Origin of the sequence: Acetobacterium paludosum (assembly GCF_008086595.1) — a bacterium.
Lineage (GTDB): Bacteria > Bacillota > Clostridia > Eubacteriales > Eubacteriaceae > Acetobacterium > Acetobacterium paludosum.
In genome coordinates this window covers 235103-254639 of sequence record NZ_RXYA01000001.1, presented here as the reverse complement: position 1 = coordinate 254639, position 19537 = coordinate 235103, and the positions used below count along the sequence as shown (strand labels likewise).

The 19537-nt window shown below is 39.8% G+C and carries 18 protein-coding genes; 8 read left to right on the top strand and 10 right to left on the bottom strand.

Annotation, left to right across the window (positions count from 1 at the left end; genetic code table 11):
- Nucleotides 1-6 precede the first annotated feature (6 nt).
- From FZC41_RS01245 to mraZ, 4 genes are all read right to left on the bottom strand, one after another.
- A complete protein-coding gene (locus FZC41_RS01245; protein ID WP_148565560.1) occupies nucleotides 7-2415 on the bottom strand; it encodes a peptidoglycan D,D-transpeptidase FtsI family protein in 2409 nt (802 codons plus the stop codon).
- A 68-nt stretch (nucleotides 2416-2483) separates the two neighbouring features.
- Complete coding sequence (locus tag FZC41_RS01240) at nucleotides 2484-2933, bottom strand: hypothetical protein (protein ID WP_148565559.1); 450 nt, start codon at nucleotides 2931-2933, stop codon at nucleotides 2484-2486.
- A 20-nt stretch (nucleotides 2934-2953) separates the two neighbouring features.
- Entirely contained in the window at nucleotides 2954-3910 is a 957-nt protein-coding gene (gene rsmH, locus FZC41_RS01235; RefSeq protein WP_148565558.1) for a 16S rRNA (cytosine(1402)-N(4))-methyltransferase RsmH, read from the bottom strand.
- A complete protein-coding gene (mraZ, locus tag FZC41_RS01230) occupies nucleotides 3910-4341 on the bottom strand; it encodes a division/cell wall cluster transcriptional repressor MraZ (RefSeq protein WP_148565557.1) in 432 nt (143 codons plus the stop codon). The genes rsmH and mraZ overlap by 1 nt, the downstream gene beginning before the upstream one ends.
- 431 nt (nucleotides 4342-4772) lie before the next feature.
- On the opposite strand from mraZ, the gene FZC41_RS01225 reads away from it, so the two are divergent.
- From FZC41_RS01225 to FZC41_RS01215, 3 genes are all read left to right on the top strand, one after another.
- Nucleotides 4773-5042 (top strand): ACT domain-containing protein, encoded by a 270-nt coding sequence (locus FZC41_RS01225; protein WP_148565556.1) that lies wholly within the window; start codon nucleotides 4773-4775, stop codon nucleotides 5040-5042.
- 9 nt (nucleotides 5043-5051) lie between these two features.
- A complete protein-coding gene (locus tag FZC41_RS01220) occupies nucleotides 5052-6410 on the top strand; it encodes a PFL family protein (protein ID WP_148565555.1) in 1359 nt (452 codons plus the stop codon).
- Nucleotides 6411-6573: 163 nt separating this feature from the next.
- Nucleotides 6574-7656 carry a putative NPN-dependent ornithine cyclodeaminase gene (locus FZC41_RS01215; protein WP_148565554.1) on the top strand — a complete coding sequence of 361 codons (1083 nt, stop codon included), beginning with the start codon at nucleotides 6574-6576 and terminating at the stop codon, nucleotides 7654-7656.
- Between the two features lie 179 nt (nucleotides 7657-7835).
- On the opposite strand, the gene FZC41_RS01210 is transcribed toward FZC41_RS01215, so the two are convergent.
- Nucleotides 7836-8558: an NAD-dependent protein deacylase gene (locus FZC41_RS01210; protein ID WP_148565553.1), complete on the bottom strand. Its 723-nt coding sequence runs from the start codon at nucleotides 8556-8558 to the stop codon at nucleotides 7836-7838.
- 23 nt (nucleotides 8559-8581) lie between these two features.
- Complete coding sequence (locus FZC41_RS01205; RefSeq protein WP_170253794.1) at nucleotides 8582-9184, bottom strand: dienelactone hydrolase family protein; 603 nt, start codon at nucleotides 9182-9184, stop codon at nucleotides 8582-8584.
- A gap of 304 nt (nucleotides 9185-9488) precedes the next feature.
- On the opposite strand from FZC41_RS01205, the gene FZC41_RS01200 reads away from it, so the two are divergent.
- The 3 genes from FZC41_RS01200 (at nucleotide 9489) to FZC41_RS01190 (ending at nucleotide 11513) form a co-directional block, all read left to right on the top strand.
- Nucleotides 9489-10121, top strand: a complete 633-nt coding sequence (locus FZC41_RS01200; RefSeq protein ID WP_148565551.1) for a TetR/AcrR family transcriptional regulator — start codon at nucleotides 9489-9491, stop codon at nucleotides 10119-10121.
- A gap of 16 nt (nucleotides 10122-10137) precedes the next feature.
- Entirely contained in the window at nucleotides 10138-10821 is a 684-nt protein-coding gene (locus tag FZC41_RS17765) for an FMN-binding protein (RefSeq protein ID WP_311135814.1), read from the top strand.
- Nucleotides 10822-11270: 449 nt separating this feature from the next.
- Nucleotides 11271-11513: a hypothetical protein gene (locus FZC41_RS01190; RefSeq protein WP_148565550.1), complete on the top strand. Its 243-nt coding sequence runs from the start codon at nucleotides 11271-11273 to the stop codon at nucleotides 11511-11513.
- A gap of 124 nt (nucleotides 11514-11637) precedes the next feature.
- On the opposite strand, the gene FZC41_RS01185 is transcribed toward FZC41_RS01190, so the two are convergent.
- From FZC41_RS01185 to FZC41_RS01175, 3 genes are read right to left on the bottom strand one after another with little or no spacing between them, the layout of a single operon-like run.
- Nucleotides 11638-12234 (bottom strand): hypothetical protein, encoded by a 597-nt coding sequence (locus FZC41_RS01185; RefSeq protein ID WP_148565549.1) that lies wholly within the window; start codon nucleotides 12232-12234, stop codon nucleotides 11638-11640.
- 40 nt (nucleotides 12235-12274) lie between these two features.
- Nucleotides 12275-12844: a GNAT family N-acetyltransferase gene (locus FZC41_RS01180; protein ID WP_148565548.1), complete on the bottom strand. Its 570-nt coding sequence runs from the start codon at nucleotides 12842-12844 to the stop codon at nucleotides 12275-12277.
- Nucleotides 12845-12901: 57 nt separating this feature from the next.
- On the bottom strand, nucleotides 12902-14077 hold the full coding sequence (locus tag FZC41_RS01175) for a GGDEF domain-containing protein (RefSeq protein ID WP_148565547.1): 1176 nt from the start codon (nucleotides 14075-14077) through the stop codon (nucleotides 12902-12904).
- Nucleotides 14078-14556: 479 nt separating this feature from the next.
- Here FZC41_RS01175 and FZC41_RS01170 point away from each other — a divergent pair, with 479 nt between their 5' ends.
- The gene (locus FZC41_RS01170; RefSeq protein WP_148565546.1) at nucleotides 14557-16968 is read left to right on the top strand and encodes an EAL domain-containing protein; all 2412 of its coding nucleotides are present in this window, start codon (nucleotides 14557-14559) and stop codon (nucleotides 16966-16968) included.
- Nucleotides 16969-17045: 77 nt separating this feature from the next.
- On the opposite strand, the gene FZC41_RS01165 is transcribed toward FZC41_RS01170, so the two are convergent.
- Nucleotides 17046-17828 (bottom strand): arylamine N-acetyltransferase family protein, encoded by a 783-nt coding sequence (locus FZC41_RS01165; protein ID WP_148565545.1) that lies wholly within the window; start codon nucleotides 17826-17828, stop codon nucleotides 17046-17048.
- A gap of 231 nt (nucleotides 17829-18059) precedes the next feature.
- Between FZC41_RS01165 and FZC41_RS01160 the strand changes: the two genes are divergently transcribed.
- Entirely contained in the window at nucleotides 18060-19448 is a 1389-nt protein-coding gene (locus FZC41_RS01160; protein WP_148565544.1) for an aminotransferase-like domain-containing protein, read from the top strand.
- The last annotated feature ends 89 nt before the right edge of the window (nucleotides 19449-19537 follow it).

The following is a 19537-nucleotide window of genomic DNA, read 5'->3' as shown; positions in this document are numbered from 1 at the left end:
CCTTTACTATGGGGTAAATGTTACATTAACGTCACTGCCTTTTTCAACAACTGTTGTTGCTGCCGGAGTCTGACTTGATGCAAAACCATTACCTGTAATTTTAAGATTTAGTCCCAGTCCCGTGAGTAACTCATTGGCACTTTGAATTGAAAGTTTTGTGACATCAGGAACAACGACTGTTCCGCTGGTGGAGCTGGTGGAGTCTCCCAATCCAAGTACAATTTCTGTACTAGAATCGTACACGGAATTAGTCGGAATGCTTTGACTAACAACTGTACTGCCACTTGTCGTTGCATCAAAACTGTATTTGATTCCTTTTTCATTAAGGATACTTGCTGCAAAATCTTTATTCTGTCCAACCAAATCAGGAACGGTTATGCTGCCCTTTTGAACTGCTTCTGTGCTCACATCATTGATGTTGGTATCGGCAGAATTATAATTCAAAGTTTGTTCCATCAAACTAATCGCCGTCGGAGCTGCACTAGTACTCCCATAAGCCCCTGCTTTCGGTTCATCAAGCACAACATAAACAGAATATTTCGGATCTTCAATCGGTGCAAAGCAATAAAAAGAAGTAACATATTTGGTCGTTGAATAGGCTCCGTCGATAAATTTTTCTGCCGTTCCGGTTTTTCCGCCGATACTGTAACCTTCGGAAAGGGCGGTCATGCTCGAATCATAGCCAACCACTTTTCTCATGATTTCTCTCATTGCTAAAGATGTTTCCGTTGAAATAATCTGCTTCGGTGATTCGGTTTGGGTACCCTTGGTTTCATTTGAAATAATGGTGGGCTTTACATAATAACCATTGTTTACAACACTGTTCAGCGCACTAACCATCTGAATGGGAGTTACCGCCAAACCCTGTCCAAAAGAAAAAGTTGCATAATCAACTTGATTGATTTCACCGTTTGCCTTAGAAAGACGGTTGATGATTCCGGATTCTTCTCCGTCCAGCTCAATCCCGGTTCTTTGACCTAATCCGAAATTATAAACATACTGAAAGAAAACATCAGGGTCTAACTTTTCAATAATTTGAACCAAACCAGGATTGCAGGAATACGCAATAGCATCTGAAACAGTCTCGGTGCCATGAGGTCCGGTTGAGCAATTAATGATTGCATCCCCTACCTGTATGGATCCGCTGCAATAAACAGTTGTATCCGGTGTTACCACCCCTTCTTCCAGTGCCGCCGACCCGGTAAGCGCTTTAAACGTTGAACCCGGTTCATAGATAAAACTTACTGCCGGATTTTGATACATTTCCAGCAATTTTTCTGAATCAGTCAATCCTGTCAGGTCTTCTGCATGCGTCGATGCGAAATTTGCATCAAGGGTATTCGGATCATTAAGATTATAATTCGGGTTTGATGCCATAGCAACAACCTGTCCGGTCTTTGTTTCCATAACAATAGCTGTAACACTTTTTGTCTGCCATGTTGCTGCCGCTTCTGCCACCGCTTTTTCCGCCATTAATTGAATATTACTATCAATTGTTAAGGTAATGTCTTTTCCTTGAACGGGGGCCTTTAGGATTTTTGTTTGCGAAGCGATTTTATTTCCATCAGCGTCCTTCTGATAATACAGTACGCCATTTTCGCCGCTGAGAACATCATTATAAGTTGATTCCACCCCATAACGTCCACTGTAATCGGCTCCGGTAAATCCCAAAATGTAGGAAGCAAAATTACCGTTTGTATAATATCTTCGATAATCGTCCAGTAATTCAATTCCATTGTAACTCTGAATGTTCCCCGAGGCATCTGTTATTGCTTCGGAATTCTTAATATCCAATGCCAGGGCATTATCAACCTGACCTTTTATTAATACCGTGGTATTCTCTTTTCTGGTCGCTTCTTCATAAAGAGTGTCATACTTCAAATCCAGTTCACTGGCCAAAGTCTTAGCCACCGTATTGGGATCTGTGATACTTTTCGGTTTAAAATAAAGGACGTCATCTTCAACACTTACGCCTGGAAAGTTGTGACTGAGAACCGTCACTGCCGTTGCACTACTGACCGCTGTATCCACTTCAATAGCATCATCTTCCAATACCGAAATCTTTGCCAGTACATCTTCATATTTTAAACCAAGCTTCGTGCTCAATGTATTTGCTAAACGTTCCGGGTCTTTAACCTCAAAAGGAACAACATTGACAGCTGATGCCGATGAATCTTTAGCTAAAACATTCCCATTTCGATCATAAATATCGCCTCGAGAAGCCGTAATCGGCACTTCCTCAACAAGCTGATCAACCTGTCGCTCATATTTTCCTGCCGAATTTACAATTTGCAGGGAGAATAATCTCACAATAACAACAATTAAGCACAATGAAAGGATAACCATAATCAGCACAATTTTCTTTTGCTTGCTTAATGGTCCAATCTCCCGTTGTGCTTTCTTTCTTCTATTCACATTTTTTCTCCAAGATCTTTTAACGTTTGTCGACAGTTTACTTCAATCAGCTTAAGGTAAACCATAGTCTAAAACAAATTTTCGAACCAGCTTTTTACTTTTTCTGTTTCTAAAGTAGTTGCGGTCTTTTTCTGTTCTGAAACCACTTCTTTCCGATATTGGGCCTGAGTTGGTTCCGTCATACCGTAACTCCTTGCTTGTGCTTCAATGGATTGCAAGTTCATATTTGTAACTAACTGCCCCTCTTTACTGTCATTCGCCTGAATGGCTTCATTAAGTGTCTTTTGAAGACTTAAGATTTCAGTATTTTTCTCTGTAATCATAGAATGCTGAAATAAAAGTCCTGCCATCACGGCAAATACGACCAGCGCCGTCATTGCAATATACGAAGAAGGCGTTAATATTTTTTTCTTTTGTTTGGATCTTCGCTTTTGTCTTTCAGTAGTAACTACTTCTTGTCTGACTTCGTTTTGTGTTTCCAGATTGGAACTTTGCTTTCTTTTCCTTGCAGTCGCCATGGAACTCTCCTTTAATTAACTCAGCTTCCTGTTCCTAGCTTTTCAATGATCCGAAGTTTTGCACTTCGGGAACGTCGATTTTCTTCTTGTTCGTCTATTCCCGGTACAATAGGTTTTCTTGAAATTATTTTTAATTCCGGCTTTTTTCCACACATACACTGGGGAAAATCTGGCGGGCAGGTACATGGATTTGCTCTTCCTTTAAAAAAGTGCTTAACAACGCGATCTTCCAGTGAATGAAATGTAATGACACACATTCGTCCTCCCGGTTTAAGCGCCTCAAGCCCTTGAGACAAAGCATCTTCTAATATTTTTAATTCCCCATTAACCTCCAGGCGAATGGCCTGGAATGTTTTTCTGGAAGGATGTTTTTCTTTATGACGGTCCTGGGGAGGGTAAGCTCTTTTAATGATCTCACTTAACTCCAAGGTTGTTGTAATGCGTTTTATTTCTCTGGCTTTCACGATGGATTTTACAATTTGGCCGGCAAATTTCTCTTCCCCATAAAGAAATAAAATTTTCTTTAAATCTCCTGGCGAATAGTCATTGACCACCATTTCCGCTGTTAAATTCGCAGACTGGTTCATTCTCATATCCAAGGGGCCATCGTGATGATATGAAAAGCCTCGGGTATCATCGTCCAGTTGAAATGATGAAACCCCGAGGTCATATAGAATACCATCGATTCCAAAGAGATGGAGGCTCTCTAGAACCTTGGTTAAACTGGCAAAATTACTTTTTATAAAAAAACGTTGGCAAACATAAGCTTCCAAACGTTTTTTGGCATATTCCAAGGCAAAGTCATCCTGATCAATGCCAACCAAAACGCCACTTTCTCCCAAAGCTTCACAAATCCATTGGGAATGGCCGCCACCGCCTAATGTGCAATCCACATAGATTCCTTCTGGACGAATACAAAGGCCTTCTATTGATTCTCGCAATAAAACAGATGTATGAGAAAATGTGTTTGGTTTCATTAAATTCCCAGCATCGCCATATTATTGGCAATGTCCTCATAGTTTAAATCCTCATTATCATTATAGCTTGACCATAATTGACTATCCCATATCTCCAATCGATTTGAAACGCCGATGATGGTTACCTCTTTAGTGATTTTTGCATATTTTCGAAGCGAAATTGGAATGCTGGCACGACCTTGTCGGTCCAATTCACAATCTGCAGCTCCAGCAAAGAAAAATCGGGTAAACGCCCTTGCATCTTTATCAGAGATCGGTAAGGTTTTTAATTTACTCTCGAAATTTTCCCACTCTTCCATAGAAAAAACAAATAAGCAACAGTCTAATCCTTTCGTTAAAACGAATTGGCCTCCAAGAGATTCTCTGAATTTTGAAGGAATGATTAATCTTCCCTTATCGTCTATATTATGCTCATACTCTCCAAAAAACATTCAGGTTCCCCTCCTTCTTACTTTGTTCTTCCATTACGTTCCACATTATACCACACTCCACCACCCTTAACAAGTTGAACAGACGCGTATTAAGCAAAAAATAGGGTTAAATTTTGTTAAAATTTCACAACATTTGTATCGATTTTATATCATTATCCTTAAAAAAATATTTTTATAGCCCATTTTCGACAAACTTGTCCGAGCGACAATGATAAATTGTTGTTTGCTATATGTTTTTACCGACTGCTGCCTGTTTACCAAGATGCAGACAACTGATATTCCTGTTATTTTCAGACCTTACTTTTTCACTTTTTAACATTCTTCTTAATAATATTTTTTATTTGTTTCCTCTTAAATTCCACATTATAACTTGTGATTAAAACTATTTTGGTTTAAACTATTAAAATAATGAAAATTAAGGAGTATGAAATATGAGAGCAGTAGTAACGGTTATTGGAAAAGACCGCACCGGAATAATATACAATGTATCAAAAATATTAGCAGAGAATAATGTTAATATCGAAGATATCAGTCAAACAATTATGGATGATTTTTTTACGATGATCATGTTGGTCAACTTAGATAATATGTCCATTGATTTCAATGTATTGAAAAACGAACTGGAAAAAATAGCCGAAACCATTGGCATGTCCATCCGCATTCAGCATGAAGATCTTTTCAATGCGATGCACACCATTTGAGGCTGGATTATGACAATGTTTAAAGACGTCCTAGAGACGGTAAGAATGATTGAAAAAGAACGCTTGGATATCCGCACCATTACCATGGGAATTTCGCTGCTTGACTGTATCGATTCCTCCGGAGAAAAAAGCCGACAGCGAATTTATGATAAGATTACTCATCTGGCTGAAAATTTGGTAAAAGAAGGGGAACGCATCGAGACCGAATTGGGTATTCCGATTGTTCATAAGCGGATCTCAGTCACCCCAATATCACTGATTGCCGGCAGTAGCAGCGACCTGAACTATGTAGAATACGCCAAAATTCTTGATGCCGCCGCCGCAACGGTTGGGGTAAACTTTATTGGCGGCTTTTCGGCTCTCGTACCTAAAGGCTTTACCAAGGGTGACCGTATTCTGATTGATTCCATTCCTGAAGCTTTAGCAACTACTAATAATGTCTGTTCCAGTGTAAACCTTGGCTCATCTAAATCCGGCATTAATATGGACGCGGTGAAACGCATCGGTGAAGTCATTAAAGAAACCGCATATCTCACCCGTGACGCCGATTCCATCGGTTGTGCAAAATTTGTGGCATTCGCCAACGCGGTCGAAGATAATCCCTTTATGGCCGGCGCTTTCCATGGTATCGGTGAAGCTGAATCGGTTCTTAATGTGGGGGTCAGCGGTCCTGGCGTTGTCAAACGGGCTCTTGAAAGATCGCAGGATGCATCGTTTGGCGAAATGGCGGAAATCATTAAGAAAGCCGCTTTTAAAATCACCCGGGCCGGACACCTGGTGGGAACAACTGTCGCTGAACGACTTAATGTTCCTTTTGGTATTTTGGATTTGTCCTTAGCACCAACTCCGGAAGTCGGTGATAGTGTTGCCCGTATTTTAGAAGAAATGGGGCTTGAGCATTGTGGTACGCATGGTACTACCGCCGCATTGGCGATGCTGAATGACGCGGTTAAAAAAGGCGGAATTATGGCCTCAACTTCAGTTGGTGGTTTCAGCGGTGCTTTTATTCCTGTCAGTGAAGATGAAGGGATGATTGAAGCCGTAGAATGTGGTGCCCTCACCTTTGATAAATTAGAAGCCATGACCAGTGTTTGTTCAGTCGGCATTGATATGGTTGCCATTCCCGGCGATACACCTGCGACCACCATTTCAGCCATCATCGCTGATGAAGCCGCAATTGGCGTCATCAATAATAAAACAACCGGTGTTCGACTCATTCCGGTTTATGGAAAAGATGTTGGCGAAAGCGCTGAATTTGGAGGACTCCTTGGCCATGCTCCTATTATGGCGGTTAATAAAAATGACAGTTCTATTTTCATCAACCGCGGGGGACATATTCCCGCACCGATCCACAGTTTTAAAAACTAACACTCATTAACCGTAAATTAATATTTAAAGGCCAACATTATCGTTGCATGCTGCAACGCGATAAATGTTGGCCTTTGTTTAATTTTTTGTCTTTATACTATTTTGGCATCCTTGAACATCCCAATATGTTATAATAAAAAAAACAGCTTAGCGAGGTGCATTTATGTTTACATTACCTGATTATATTTTTCCTGATTTCACAGCAGCATTATTTAAAAACGCTCCCAGTGTTCGGACCATGCCCGCACCCTTAGACGGCGTCGTTCCAGAAAATTTTTACGCCACCACGATCTACCCCGAATATTTTAAAATTCACGATACCTGGCAGCTTATGTCCGAAAGCCGGATGGACTGTGTCGTCGTCATTACGGATGATCTCCCTCAAGCCATTGAATTCAGAAATGTTAAAAAAGGCGATTCCGTTGTTGTGGGCCGACAGGAAAGCGCTGAGAACGGCGTCTATGTGGATCATTTCGCTTTTGCAAAAAAACAAAACAAAGGGGATAATTTTTCATTCAGAACCTCCAATTCCAGAGAAACCGCCTATTCCAGAGATTATGACCGACTCTATGAATTATTAGAATTCGAACGTGAAAACGGCTATATCTTATGGGTTCTCGGTCCCGCCGTAACCTTTGATCAGGATTCACGAAACGCCATGTCTCACCTGGTCAATTCCGGCTATGTGGATGCGCTTTTCGCCGGCAATGCACTGGCAACCCATGATTTAGAATCTCACTTTTTTAATACTGCTTTAGGACAGGATATTTATTCCAAAGAAAATATATCGATGGGGCATTATCACCATATTGAAACCATTAATCGCGCCCGAAACTGTGGTTCATTTGAAAATTTAATTGAAAAATATAAAATTGAAGATGGTATTATCAGTGCCTGTATCAAGAATAAAATACCAATGGTATTAGCGGGATCGATTCGGGATGACGGGCCGTTGCCCAGTGTTTATGCAAATGCCTACGATGCTCAGGATGCTCTTCGCGTACATACCAAAAAAGCCACGACCGTGATTTGCCTCGCCACTCAGCTTCATACCATTGCCACCGGGAATATGACCCCTTCCTACCAGGTTGTTGACGGCGTGGTACGGCCAGTCTATTTTTATTCAGTCGATATTTCTGAATTTGTGGTTAACAAACTAAAAGATCGTGGCAGCCTCAGCTCTAAAGCCATTATCACCAATGTTCAGGATTTTATGGTTAATCTTCAGCGAAATCTGCCTGAATAATTGCAGAAAAAAGAGCGGTTTCAATGAAATCGCTCTAATAATGCAGACAAATCCAAATCCAAATCAGGCAACGCCTTTTTTCAGACCTGTAGGGGCGATCCATGATCGCCCGAAAACGTTGATCTTTTATATAAACGTCAACGACGATCCTGGCTCGTCCCTACAATATGATACTTTTTCTATAGTTTAATAGCGCCCAGCACTTCTCCGATTTTTCCATCAATCGCAAGATTTGCCACGTCGTCCATGGGTGTCGAAGATTTATTGATTAAAACCAGATGATTACCCCGGTAATAATTAATGAGACCCGCGGCCGGGTAAACGGCTAATGAAGTACCGCCGATAATCAGTACATCGGCCTTGGCAATGGCAGAAACTGATTGATTCATGACATCGCTATCCAGGCCTTCCCCATATAAAACCACATCCGGTTTAATGGTTCCTCCGCAGGAACACTTGGGAACCTCTTCACCTTCGGCAATGGTTTCAACATCGTAAAACTGATGACATTTCATGCAGTAATTTCGTAGCACCGATCCATGCAGTTCCAGTACATTTTTACTTCCGGCCATTTGATGCAGCCCATCAATGTTCTGAGTGATCACCGCTTTTAGTTTTCCCGCCGCTTCAAGCTCTGCCAGTTTGATATGCGCTTTATTGGGACGAGCGTCTGGGCACAACATCTTGTTACGATAGAAGCGGTAGAATTCCTCGGTGTTATCCATGAAAAATTCATGAGAAAGAATGGTTTCCGGCGGATATTTATAGCTCTGACTATACAGGCCGTCCACGCTTCGAAAATCGGGAATACCGCTTTCCGTGGAGACTCCAGCTCCACCAAAAAAAACAATGTTTTTTGCCTGATCCACAATTTCCTGTAATTTTTTTAATTCTGCTGTCATTTTTTCTTCTTTATCTCCTTTGCTTATTCTTCAATTTCTTTTAGAAAACATTCTACCATATCAAAAGCTAGTTTACTTGAATCAATATGATAATTCTCAGCATATCGATCGCCAAAGCCATGTTTGCCTTTGAGCACCGCGGCTCTGACATCTTTTTTCTTTCGGAGCTGAAAAACGATATCATCAACACAAAAGGCTTCTTCATCCTCAGCAAACAGAAGCAGGCAGGGGCAATCCGGGTCGACCTCAAGATAGTCCCTTATTCTTGAGCCATAAAAACCAATCATCCCACTACAATAGCGATTTTCAGACAGTCGCCAGGCAATAGTTGCCCCGACGCTTGATCCAAAGACAATGACATGATTGTATTCACTACCCAGTTTTTTTATAAAACTTTCCACTTCTTTAGCGACTTCAAAGCCTATTTTTGTTTTAAAATAAGCATACGCTTCTTCCTGCTCAGAATAGGAAAAACAGTTTTCCCGATGGTTTAAATCCAGGCAATAGGTATCATAGCCTTGTTCATAAAAAAAATCTGCAAGCTCCATGATATACTGATTGATCCCATATATTTCATGCAGGATTATAACTGCTCTTTCTGATTCGTTTTTTTTAACAACCATCATTTTCTCCTCATAATCCATTGCTAAAAAAGATCCATTAAGGCGCGCTCTTATTATTTTGATTCCTGGCAAATAACATCAAATATTTTAAGACACTCCTCAGCAATTCACCTATTATTTGTAATTATAACAAATCTCGCTGGCTTTATCCAGCCGATAGATAAGCCGCTATAGAAGACCGGATCAAATTATTGTGACCAGATTTATTTAAAAATTTCTATTGACAATCAATCATACTGCCAGTACAATTATAGAAACCACGGTTTAATATTTAGTACAAAAGTATGATTTTAAGAGAGGTACAATAATGGGCGCTAAAAAAAAGGATATATTAATTCAGTTTAATCGGGATATTATTTTAGCATCGGCTCGGAAGTTATTCCAGCTTAGTGGCATTAACCGAACGAGTATGGACGAGATCGCCAGGGAAGCGGATTGCAGCAAATCAACGATATATGTTTATTTTAAAAACAAAGACGAAATCATTAACTATATTGTCTATGAACATATGGTTTTGTTAAGAGACGCTTTACAGGAATGTACTCCTGATAATAAAGATTTTGAAAGAAGTTATTATGCCATTTGTAATACCTTAGTTGACTTTCAAGAACAATATCCATTGTATTTCGAAAGTCTATTAAGCGAGATTGACGTTGAGCAGGAAAAAATCCAGCAGCCTGGTTTGCTTGCTGATATTTACAAAGCAGGCGAGCAAATAAATGATATCATCGGTGAACTCTTGAAATCAGGAATCGAGCACAACTGTCTGCGAGAAAATCTTGAACTGATCCCCACTGTATTTTATCTTTGGTCGAGCATCAGCGGTATTATACTGTTGACAAATCAAAAACAAAAATATCTTAAAATGAGAGTTGGCATGGATAAGACCATGTTTTTAAACTACAGTTTTAAAACACTACTTCAGTCGATTATTAAATAATTTGGAAGGAAATAATATGACATTCATATTTTCAATCATAGCACTTACAGTCTTACTGATTGTACTTAGTAAATTTATCACAAAACATCTCCATTTAGACAAGGCCGACAAGGTACTGGGTAAAATTCATTGCAAACTTGGTTATTTGCTCGTAATCCCAGCGACGATTCATATGCTATTTTCGTTTTATGTATTTAATTCCCGCCCTTTATATTTATACATATTAGGTATCTTAATGCTTGTCTGCATACTCATGACTGCCATCAGCTATTGGTGTCGAAAGTCCTTGAAAAAAAACTGGCTTATCATTCACAGACTGGCTGCACTTATCCTCTGTTTGCTGTTACTTTCTCATGTCGGCATGTATTTTTACAGTGTCATCAGTTATCAAAGAAACGTGAGCAGTATTGAAATTACCGAAATCGATGTTGGAAAAATACCCGACGGAACCTATATCGGGGAATGCGATGTTCAATACATTTATGCAAAGGTGAATGTCACTGTCACCAATGGAAAGATAACAGGCATCGATCTGCTGGAGCATCGTAATGAAAAAGGAGCAGCGGCAGAAAGTATTGTTAATGATGTAATCGAAAATCAGAAAATCGATGTCGATACGATCAGTGGTGCGACCAATTCCAGTAAAGTTATTAAAAAAGCCATCGAAAATGCATTAGCCGACTGTCAAAAAACTACTTAATTTTTATTAGACCATCGAATAATTTTAAGCACTAATAAAAAGGGCAGATTTTCTCTCTTCCCCATAAAAAATTCCTCTTTCCATTTCATAATGTTTATGTAAACTATCATACATAAACATTATGAAATGGAAAGAGGAACTTTATGAATAATTATGAACGCGATTCAATCAACAGCAAGCGGGACTGATTGAATCGCGTGAAAAAGTCACTAGCAATGAAACACCTGAACTTCCCTACGGCTTACACAGAAGTTTAACAATTTCGCAAATATTCTCAAAAGATTTTTAAAACGATCACACAGATTTAACATTTTGTTCAAATTGCCTTAACATCACAACGTTATACTCAATATTAGATAATTTGATATTCCATCCGGTCTCAATAAGAAACATCGAGATGGACACCGTATTAAATTGTAAATATTTTTTTAACTGAAAGGTAATTTGCTATGATAGAATCACGATTTGCTACCTATTATAAGAATCATCCGAAGAGTCACGATCTTTCTAAAGCGCGCAATGAAAAAATAAAATTCACAGCAATACCTGAGCTTTCCCCAAAAATAGATTCAAATTTTGAAAAGAAGCTTAGGTCTGATAAAGATGCCTATTTAGAACAATGCGTTGAATTAAAAATTGAAGTGGCGTTGCTATATATTAATCGCACCCATTCCAATCTCCAGTATATCTAGACCCAAAAGCCAAATCGTCCTTTTAACAGCCAATGACTGGTCGACTAACTCCTGCCGACAGAAATACCAATAAACCAGTCACCGGCGAAAAAAGAACCATTGCATTAGAGATTTTCAAGAACTGTTAAAACGCCTGTTTCTTTTTGGACAAAATTCCAATCGTCGAACGCCCCGGCAATACAAAAGCGTGTTCTCCCAACGATACTCCGATTTTTTTGGTATCATCCCCAAACATATGAAACAGTCGTGTTTGTTCCTCGGTGGACCATTCTTCTCCGTTTCCGGGAACATAGTCCTGAGTTTTTTCCCATCCGGCTTCTTTTTGAACCTCATTAGCCACAAAGACTTTTCCGATATTAACCAAAAGATTCATCATTTCATCGATCATGAACTGATCCATGGAATCCGTTAATGTTTTGGCATAATCATCAAGCTCTGTACCGACTGTGACAATATACGGGAACACCCTGTCACCTTTTTCAACGGTTCCCCCAAACAACTGACTTTCAAAGATTTGATTATCAACCATCACACTTTTTTCATTCTTGTCCGTGATCTCAGCTTTGAAATAAATAGCCTTCGGTTTGGCGATTTTTTGAGTCATCTCCAATAGCGGCGCAACAATTTCCAGCATGCTTTCTCTACCCTTGAGATTAAGTTCTTCGTTTAAGATATCCATACTCAGCTCATAAGGGAAATTCATAAAAATTTTACAGTTCATTTCTCTACCTCCTCTTTATACTTAATCATTAGCTATTATATCAAATTTTATTCCATTGCTTTTTCAACAGCGTAATCGGGATGACTTCGTTGGGTGGAACTGGATGCTTACCGATCATTTTCTCCATCCAAACCATATCATACCAGGTTTCAAATTTATACCCGCATTTTGTAAAATGTCCCACCGTTTTGTACCCCATATGCTGGTGAAAGCCGATACTCACCGGATTCGGGTAGGCAATACAGGCGTTCAGATTGATGATATTCTGCTTTTCCAGCATTTCTTCCAAAGCGATGTAAAGCTTTTTTCCTAGCCCCTTTGCTTTGCAGTCCTCCTTGACATAAACCGTCATTTCAACAGCCCAAGCATAAGCAGCCCGATCCTTGAAGGTTGATGCATAAGCATAACCCACAATTTTCTTATCTAATATTGCGACCAGATAAGGGTATTTCATCAGTATGTGTTTGATCCGCTCTGCAAATTCCTCAACTGTGGGAACCTCATATTCAAATGTAATGGCTGTATCCGTGACGTAAGGCCCATAAATACCCAATATTTCTTCTGTATCCGCCGCAGTTGCCATACGGACTGTTATTAATTCATTATTCATTTTTACTGCCTCCCGTCTGGCTACTCAATTCAAGCCATCAATAATAAGACCATCAGCCTATTTCAGACTTCCCACACTAACTCGGTTGCGGCCATCAATTTTGGACTGATACAGCGCTCTATCCGCTGCGGAAATCAGATCGTCCGGCACCAAAATTTCCTCCTGAGATGCCGTTACAACGCCAATGCTCAACGTGACATAATCCGAACAAAAGGAATTGACATGATCAATACACAATTTTTCAACACCAGCCCGTAATCTTTCTGCAACCAGGGCTGAACCTGCTTCGTTTGTATTGGGAAGAACCAAAACAAACTCATCCCCTCCATAACGTGCCAGGAAATCACCGGGACGCCTCAAATTCATTTTAACGGTTGTTGCCACTCTCCTAAGGCAATCATCCCCCTTGGTATGTCCATACATATCATTATACTCTTTATAATAGTCAACATCGATCAAAATCAAAGACAACGGATTTTTATCTCGTTTAGCCTGACCAATTTCCTGAATTAACACCTGATCAAAATACCGGCGGTTTGCTGTACCAGTCAACCCATCAAACAATGACATTTTTTTCAGTTTTTCATTTCCGATAATGCCAACACAATAAATAATGACCGTGACCAACACTGCCGTTGCCAAGATAATGAGTATAAAAGTATTGAATTCCAGCATTTTACCGGCCCTGTCTTCAAGCATTGAATTTTCATTATTGGCAATTGAAACCACCTGATCAATATCGTGCCGATGCTCTGTATACAATGGCTCTAATTTACCAGTTACTATTTCATTTGCCTTTACCTGATCGCCACTTCTAATTGCCGGAATGAATTCACTTTCAAATACTTCATAAAATTCCATTGCTGGCTGATAAGCATTTTCCACCATATTCGCTTTTAAATCGCCCTCCGGCAAACGGCTCGACCAGAGATCATGACACGCCATATAATCTTTTTCCAGCTGTGCCTCTTCACTAATAAGTTCCTCAATTTTAGCGGTGTCCGTTTCTTTTGCTAACTGAAGTGTGACAAGATAGGATTCAATAATATATCCTGGTGGTGGCAACACATCCGCCACAAGCTCTTTCCCAGACATTATTTCATTATACATTTCTCCATTGATCTTGATGTTTATGATTGTTTTATAACCAACAATTACGAATAAAATAAAACCGATCATAAAAGCCGTAATTAAAATCATCAACTTTTTGTTGCTTTTTAAATTATTTGACACATCTGCATCTTTCCCAATTCAGATTCAACTTGAAAATATCCTGTTCAAAATTAATTGCGATATCCAAATAGTTGCGATTTGTAATTTCCATTTATCCAACCTCTTCTTTTCATTGATTTTTATTTATACTTATTTCAACTTGTGATTGGGATTGATTCTCATTTTTTGCATTTTTAATGAGAGTTCTTCTAATTTTAGATTACCCTGCTCCTCTTTTCAATAAAATTATGGATAAAAAAATAAAAAAATTGGCAGCGATCGCCCTGAAAAACTTTTCGAAGGTCACTGTTTTACATAAGTTTATCTATTTAAGATTTTTTTGCATATTTTTCAACTTATGATGAATCTCCGAATTTAAAAGAAAGAGTACATAAGATTCAGTTGCAACGAACTAAACGAAGAGTTATAATACTTATCAAGGAAAACGTTTAGACCGTGTATGCTTGCAAAAATTCTTGCCCCTGGAACAGGAGAAAATAATGTTTAATAAAAACACCCTTCATTTTAAGTTGAATCTGTTCATTCTCAGCATTATTTTTTTAATTGTTACCATTGGGTTCTTTATCGCCATCGCCATATTTTTTTCGATCTATGAAGAAGATGTAATCGAGAACATTTCAACCGGCATTTCTCAATTTAGAGAAGTTGCGATTGATCATCATAAAGCAGAGCTTCTTTCATTTACAACGGGATTAGTTGATCAATCTGATCAACTACTTTTACAAAAAGATACCACTACTGAACAGACCTTACAAAAATATATCGACTACGCAAATACTATCGGAATTGAATTTGTTGAGATAAACGGTTCTGGTGCAGTCGCTTATAAAGAACTCGTCTGTGATCAGAGTGTTTTAGATTTAGCTTCCCAAAACACAACTATAAATAATACAGAACCGACTTTATGGGTAGATGGCAGTGCCGAAATAGGATTACATTTATTCTGCAGCTATCCCATCGTTGATTCCAACAAAAATCAGATCGGCACCGTTTTGGTGGGGTTGCCGATTGCAAATCAGACCGCTGTTGAATATATCAAAAACACCTCCGCTCTAGATGCTACTATTTTTGCTGGAAACAAACGCATTGCAACCACCATTATGAAGAACGATGTTAATCAGATCGGAACAACTCTGGATGCCTCCGTTGCTTCCACAGTTCTGGATCAAGGACAAGAATATTATGGAAAATCCACGATATTAGGTGAACCTTACATGGTCGCTTACGTTCCAGTTTTTAATTCGAACAATCAACCGGTTGGTGCTTTATTTTTGGGAAAATCAATGCTCTCAATTTATACCATGCGAAACCATATTGTTTTATTAATGTCAATTTTAGGAGCGCTATTGTTTTTTATATTTTATAGCTTCTCCAATCACTGGCTGAAAAAAAATGTCACCCATCCCATCCGTTGGGTTGCTGATGCGATGAAAACAATTTCCGAGAATGAATATAGCATTGTGGAAAATATGCCCACCGCCCAAAACGAGGAAATCGATATTCTTCAGACCACCATGCTGACAATGGTTGCAAAACTGGTAGCCGGACAGAAAAAGCTGGAAACTGTAGCATATATTGATTCAATTACCGGTTTACCGAATCGCGTATTTCTTTATAAAAAATATAACGCCGTTTCACATATTAAAGAACAAAACGCTTTATCTGTTGTCTATTATCTTGATGTTGATAATTTGAAATATATCAACAATTTATTTGGCCATCGTGTCGGCGATGGTTTGTTGATTCAAATGGGAAGTGTTCTAAAGGATTTGCTCAGAGAACTTCCAGAATATGAAATATACCGCATTTCGGGGGATGAATTCGCAATCTGCAAAGAAGGTTATTATAACCGTGATGCGGTAACAAATTTGTCCAAATTGATCCTTTCCGTTTTTGAAAAAGCCTTCATCATCAATGAACAAAGTATCAGCACAAGTGTCAGTATCGGAATCTCCTATAACGACTCTTGTAACGGTACCCGATGTGAAATCTGCACGGAAAAATGCAAGGATGATTTAGAGATGCTTTTGAAGAAAGCGGAACTTGCCATGAATCGGGTCAAGCTGAATGGTAAAAATGATTTTATGCTATTTGATCCTTCAATGAACGAAGATATACAACGAAAGGCCTCTTTGGAGCAGGATTTAAAGCTTGCCATGAAAAACAAGGAATTAGAGCTTTATTATCAGCCAAAATTTGATCTGGAACTGAACCGTTACGATGGCATGGAAGCATTGGTAAGGTGGAATCATCCCGTCCGAGGATTTATACCACCCTTTGAATTTATTAAGATTGCCGAAGAATCCAATCTTATCATCGAATTAGGAACCTGGATCCTGGAAAAGTCCTGTCGCTTTATCATGGAATATAACCGAACCCACCATTCAGAGTATTGTGTCTCCGTCAATGTATCAACGATCCAGCTTCTAAACGAGAATTTTGAAAAAACTGTTTTGAGTATTCTTGAATCAACCGGACTGAATCCGGCTTATCTTGAACTGGAAATTACTGAGACTGTATTTATGAACTCAATGGACACCGCTTATGAAAAGCTTAAATTTTTCAAAGAGAAAAACATCAATATCGCCTTAGATGATTTCGGAACAGGCTATTCCTCCCTGACTTATTTAAAATCACTGCCGATCACAACTGTAAAACTTGATAAATCATTTGTCGATGACATTACTTTTAATGCTATTTCTTTTGGCATTGTGGATAATGTTATCCAAATTGCCAGAAGCATCGGACTTATAATAGTAGTGGAAGGTGTCGAAACAAATGAGCAGCTTCAAATATTAAAAAGCCTGCGCTGTCATAAGATACAGGGCTACTATTTTTCAAAACCAGTACCAGAAGCAGAGCTGCCGCTGGTGCTCAGTCAATACCACTAAACGGTTATTATGATAAATTTCAGACCACCGGCCTGATATATAAACAGGATTTGCTATTTTATTCTTTATCATCTCGCCTATTTTGACTTGACCTGTTCATGGATTCCGAAATGATTTTGAAGGGCGTCCTGGATTTCTTCATCGCTGTCAAATGCAATCTCCGTTTCCGATTGCTTCCCGGCAATCTTCAACTGATGATCAAACAAAGTGACCCGCCCATCTTCAGTCGGCTTGGTGCAGATTGGCGCCTGTCTGAAAAAGGAAGAGGGGTGTGTTGATGTATAATAATTAGCGACTGCATAATCCTGAGGATAGCATTCGTCTAAGGTAAACGCATACACATTCTGAAATACATCCTTTATCTTAAACTGAAGAATGTAACCGTAGATCGGATCTCTGGTGATTTGATATCGCCTCATAAAATCTTCCTGCTCGAATCCCTCCTCTAACAAAATTGGGGAAACTGGACCATTGCCACCAAAACCAACGTCACAAAGCCAGTTTTGACCATCAATTTCAACAAGCATAACCTGATGTGTTTTTCCCGAAGATTCAAACCCATCCTTCCATACTCTGGCTAAAAGATTTTTCACCCGAAATCCCAGTTTTTTCAGTACAAAAGAAAACAGCCCGTTCATCTCAAAACAATAACCGCCTCTTTTGTTCATTACAATTTTTTTAAACAAGTCGTCGATCTCAAGAGAAATCGGCTTTTTATTCAATATGTCGAGGTTTTCAAAAGGAACCTTCATCACCTGGGCGATATGCAGACCTCTTAATGTTTCAATGGTAACATCCGTCGATCCACTATATTCAATTCTTTTGAAATATGCCATGATGTCAAATAATTCATTACTCATATAATACTCTCCTTCGCTGCTGTCAGCAAACTTAAATCTAAGCTTAATATTAAACCTTTTCATGAAAACTGGCAATCGATTTGCTAAAAATATTGCAACTTAATTGGCCCCCGTTTGGGGCAATCGTTCTTGAGGAAATCAGATAAAGAAAGCCCCTCACTTTGTTTCTCTTATTTTCTTGCATGTATTGCCATACAATTATATAATTGTATGAAAAAAGGATGTGAACCCATGTCGATCAACTCGTTTGAAAACTACCCCATGTCATGGCAGCCCGGCATCGACCACAGCACCAAACCCCTATATCTTTCTCTGGCTAAGCAGCTGGAACAAGATATTGTCGAAGGCACCCTGATTCCAGGAATCAAGCTTCCTCCCCAGCGCGAACTGGCGGATTTTTTAGATATCAATGTCAGCACCGTTTCCAAGGCTTTCAAGGTGTGCGAATTAAAAGGGCTGTTGAGTGCCACCGTGGGAAGCGGCACCTTCGTCGCCTTTGACGCATTGTCCAACGCCTATCTGCTTTCAGATAAAAGAGCTCCCAATGTTATTGAACTGGGCGCCACCATCCCCGAGCCGGATTCTTATGAATTCCTTGTGTCGCAATTAAAAAGTATGATTAACGAACCGGATATCGTGAAATTATTTGGCTACAGCCGGCCCAATGATATGCTCTGGCAAAAAGACGCCGCCGTCAAGCTCATGGAAAAAGGCGGGTATGCTACCAATATCGACAGTATTCTATTTTCTAACGGCGGACAAAACGCCATCACCGCAACGCTTGCCGGGCTTTGCCAACATGGGGATAAAATCGGTGCAGACCCTCATACCTATCCCGGTCTGAAAACCGCGGCGGGCATGCTGGGCATTCAGTTGGTACCCATCAGACAAAGAGATGGCGAGATGGACGAGCTCGCCCTGATGGATGCCTGCAAAAACGAAAATCTCAAAGGCATCTATCTGATCCCTGATCACCATAACCCGACCACCCATCGGATGTCGCTTTCCTGCCGAAAAGCACTGGCTCATGTGGCCCGAAATCAGAACATTTTCATCATAGAAGATTCGACTTATCACCTGATGTGCCTGAAAAAGCTACCTGCAGTGGCAACATTTGCCCCGCAACAGACAATCTATATTGCCAGTCTGTCCAAAACCGCGGCTCCGGGTCTCAGGCTGGCTTATGTATCGGTTCCGGACCAATATAAAAAGTCTCTTAGCAAGGCACTTTACAACATGAATATTTCTGTTTCTCCTTTAATGGCGGAACTTGCCGCACGGATGATTGTGTCCAACAACATTAATGCCATTATCGAAAGCCATCGAAAAAACACCATTTCCAGAAACAAGCTGGCCAACCAAATCCTTACCGATTTTATCTGCGATGGTGATGAAACCTGTATTTTTCGCTGGCTGCATCTTCCAAACCGGATATCCGGCTCAGCCTTTGAATCCCTGGCTCTGGAGCATGGGGTGCAGGTTTATGCCGCTGAACGATTTACCGTAGGAAACAGCCTTCCTGAACGAGCTGTTCGTGTATCCGTCGGTGCTCCTGAAACACTTGCCGAACTGGAAAAAGGGTTAATCATTCTGCAACAGCTATTGCAGACACTCCGCTGATTTGTATGCCATACAATTATATCATTGTATGGCATATTTTTCTATGCTAACATGTCTTTATACCATAACATGGTGCCGGGGAGGAAGAT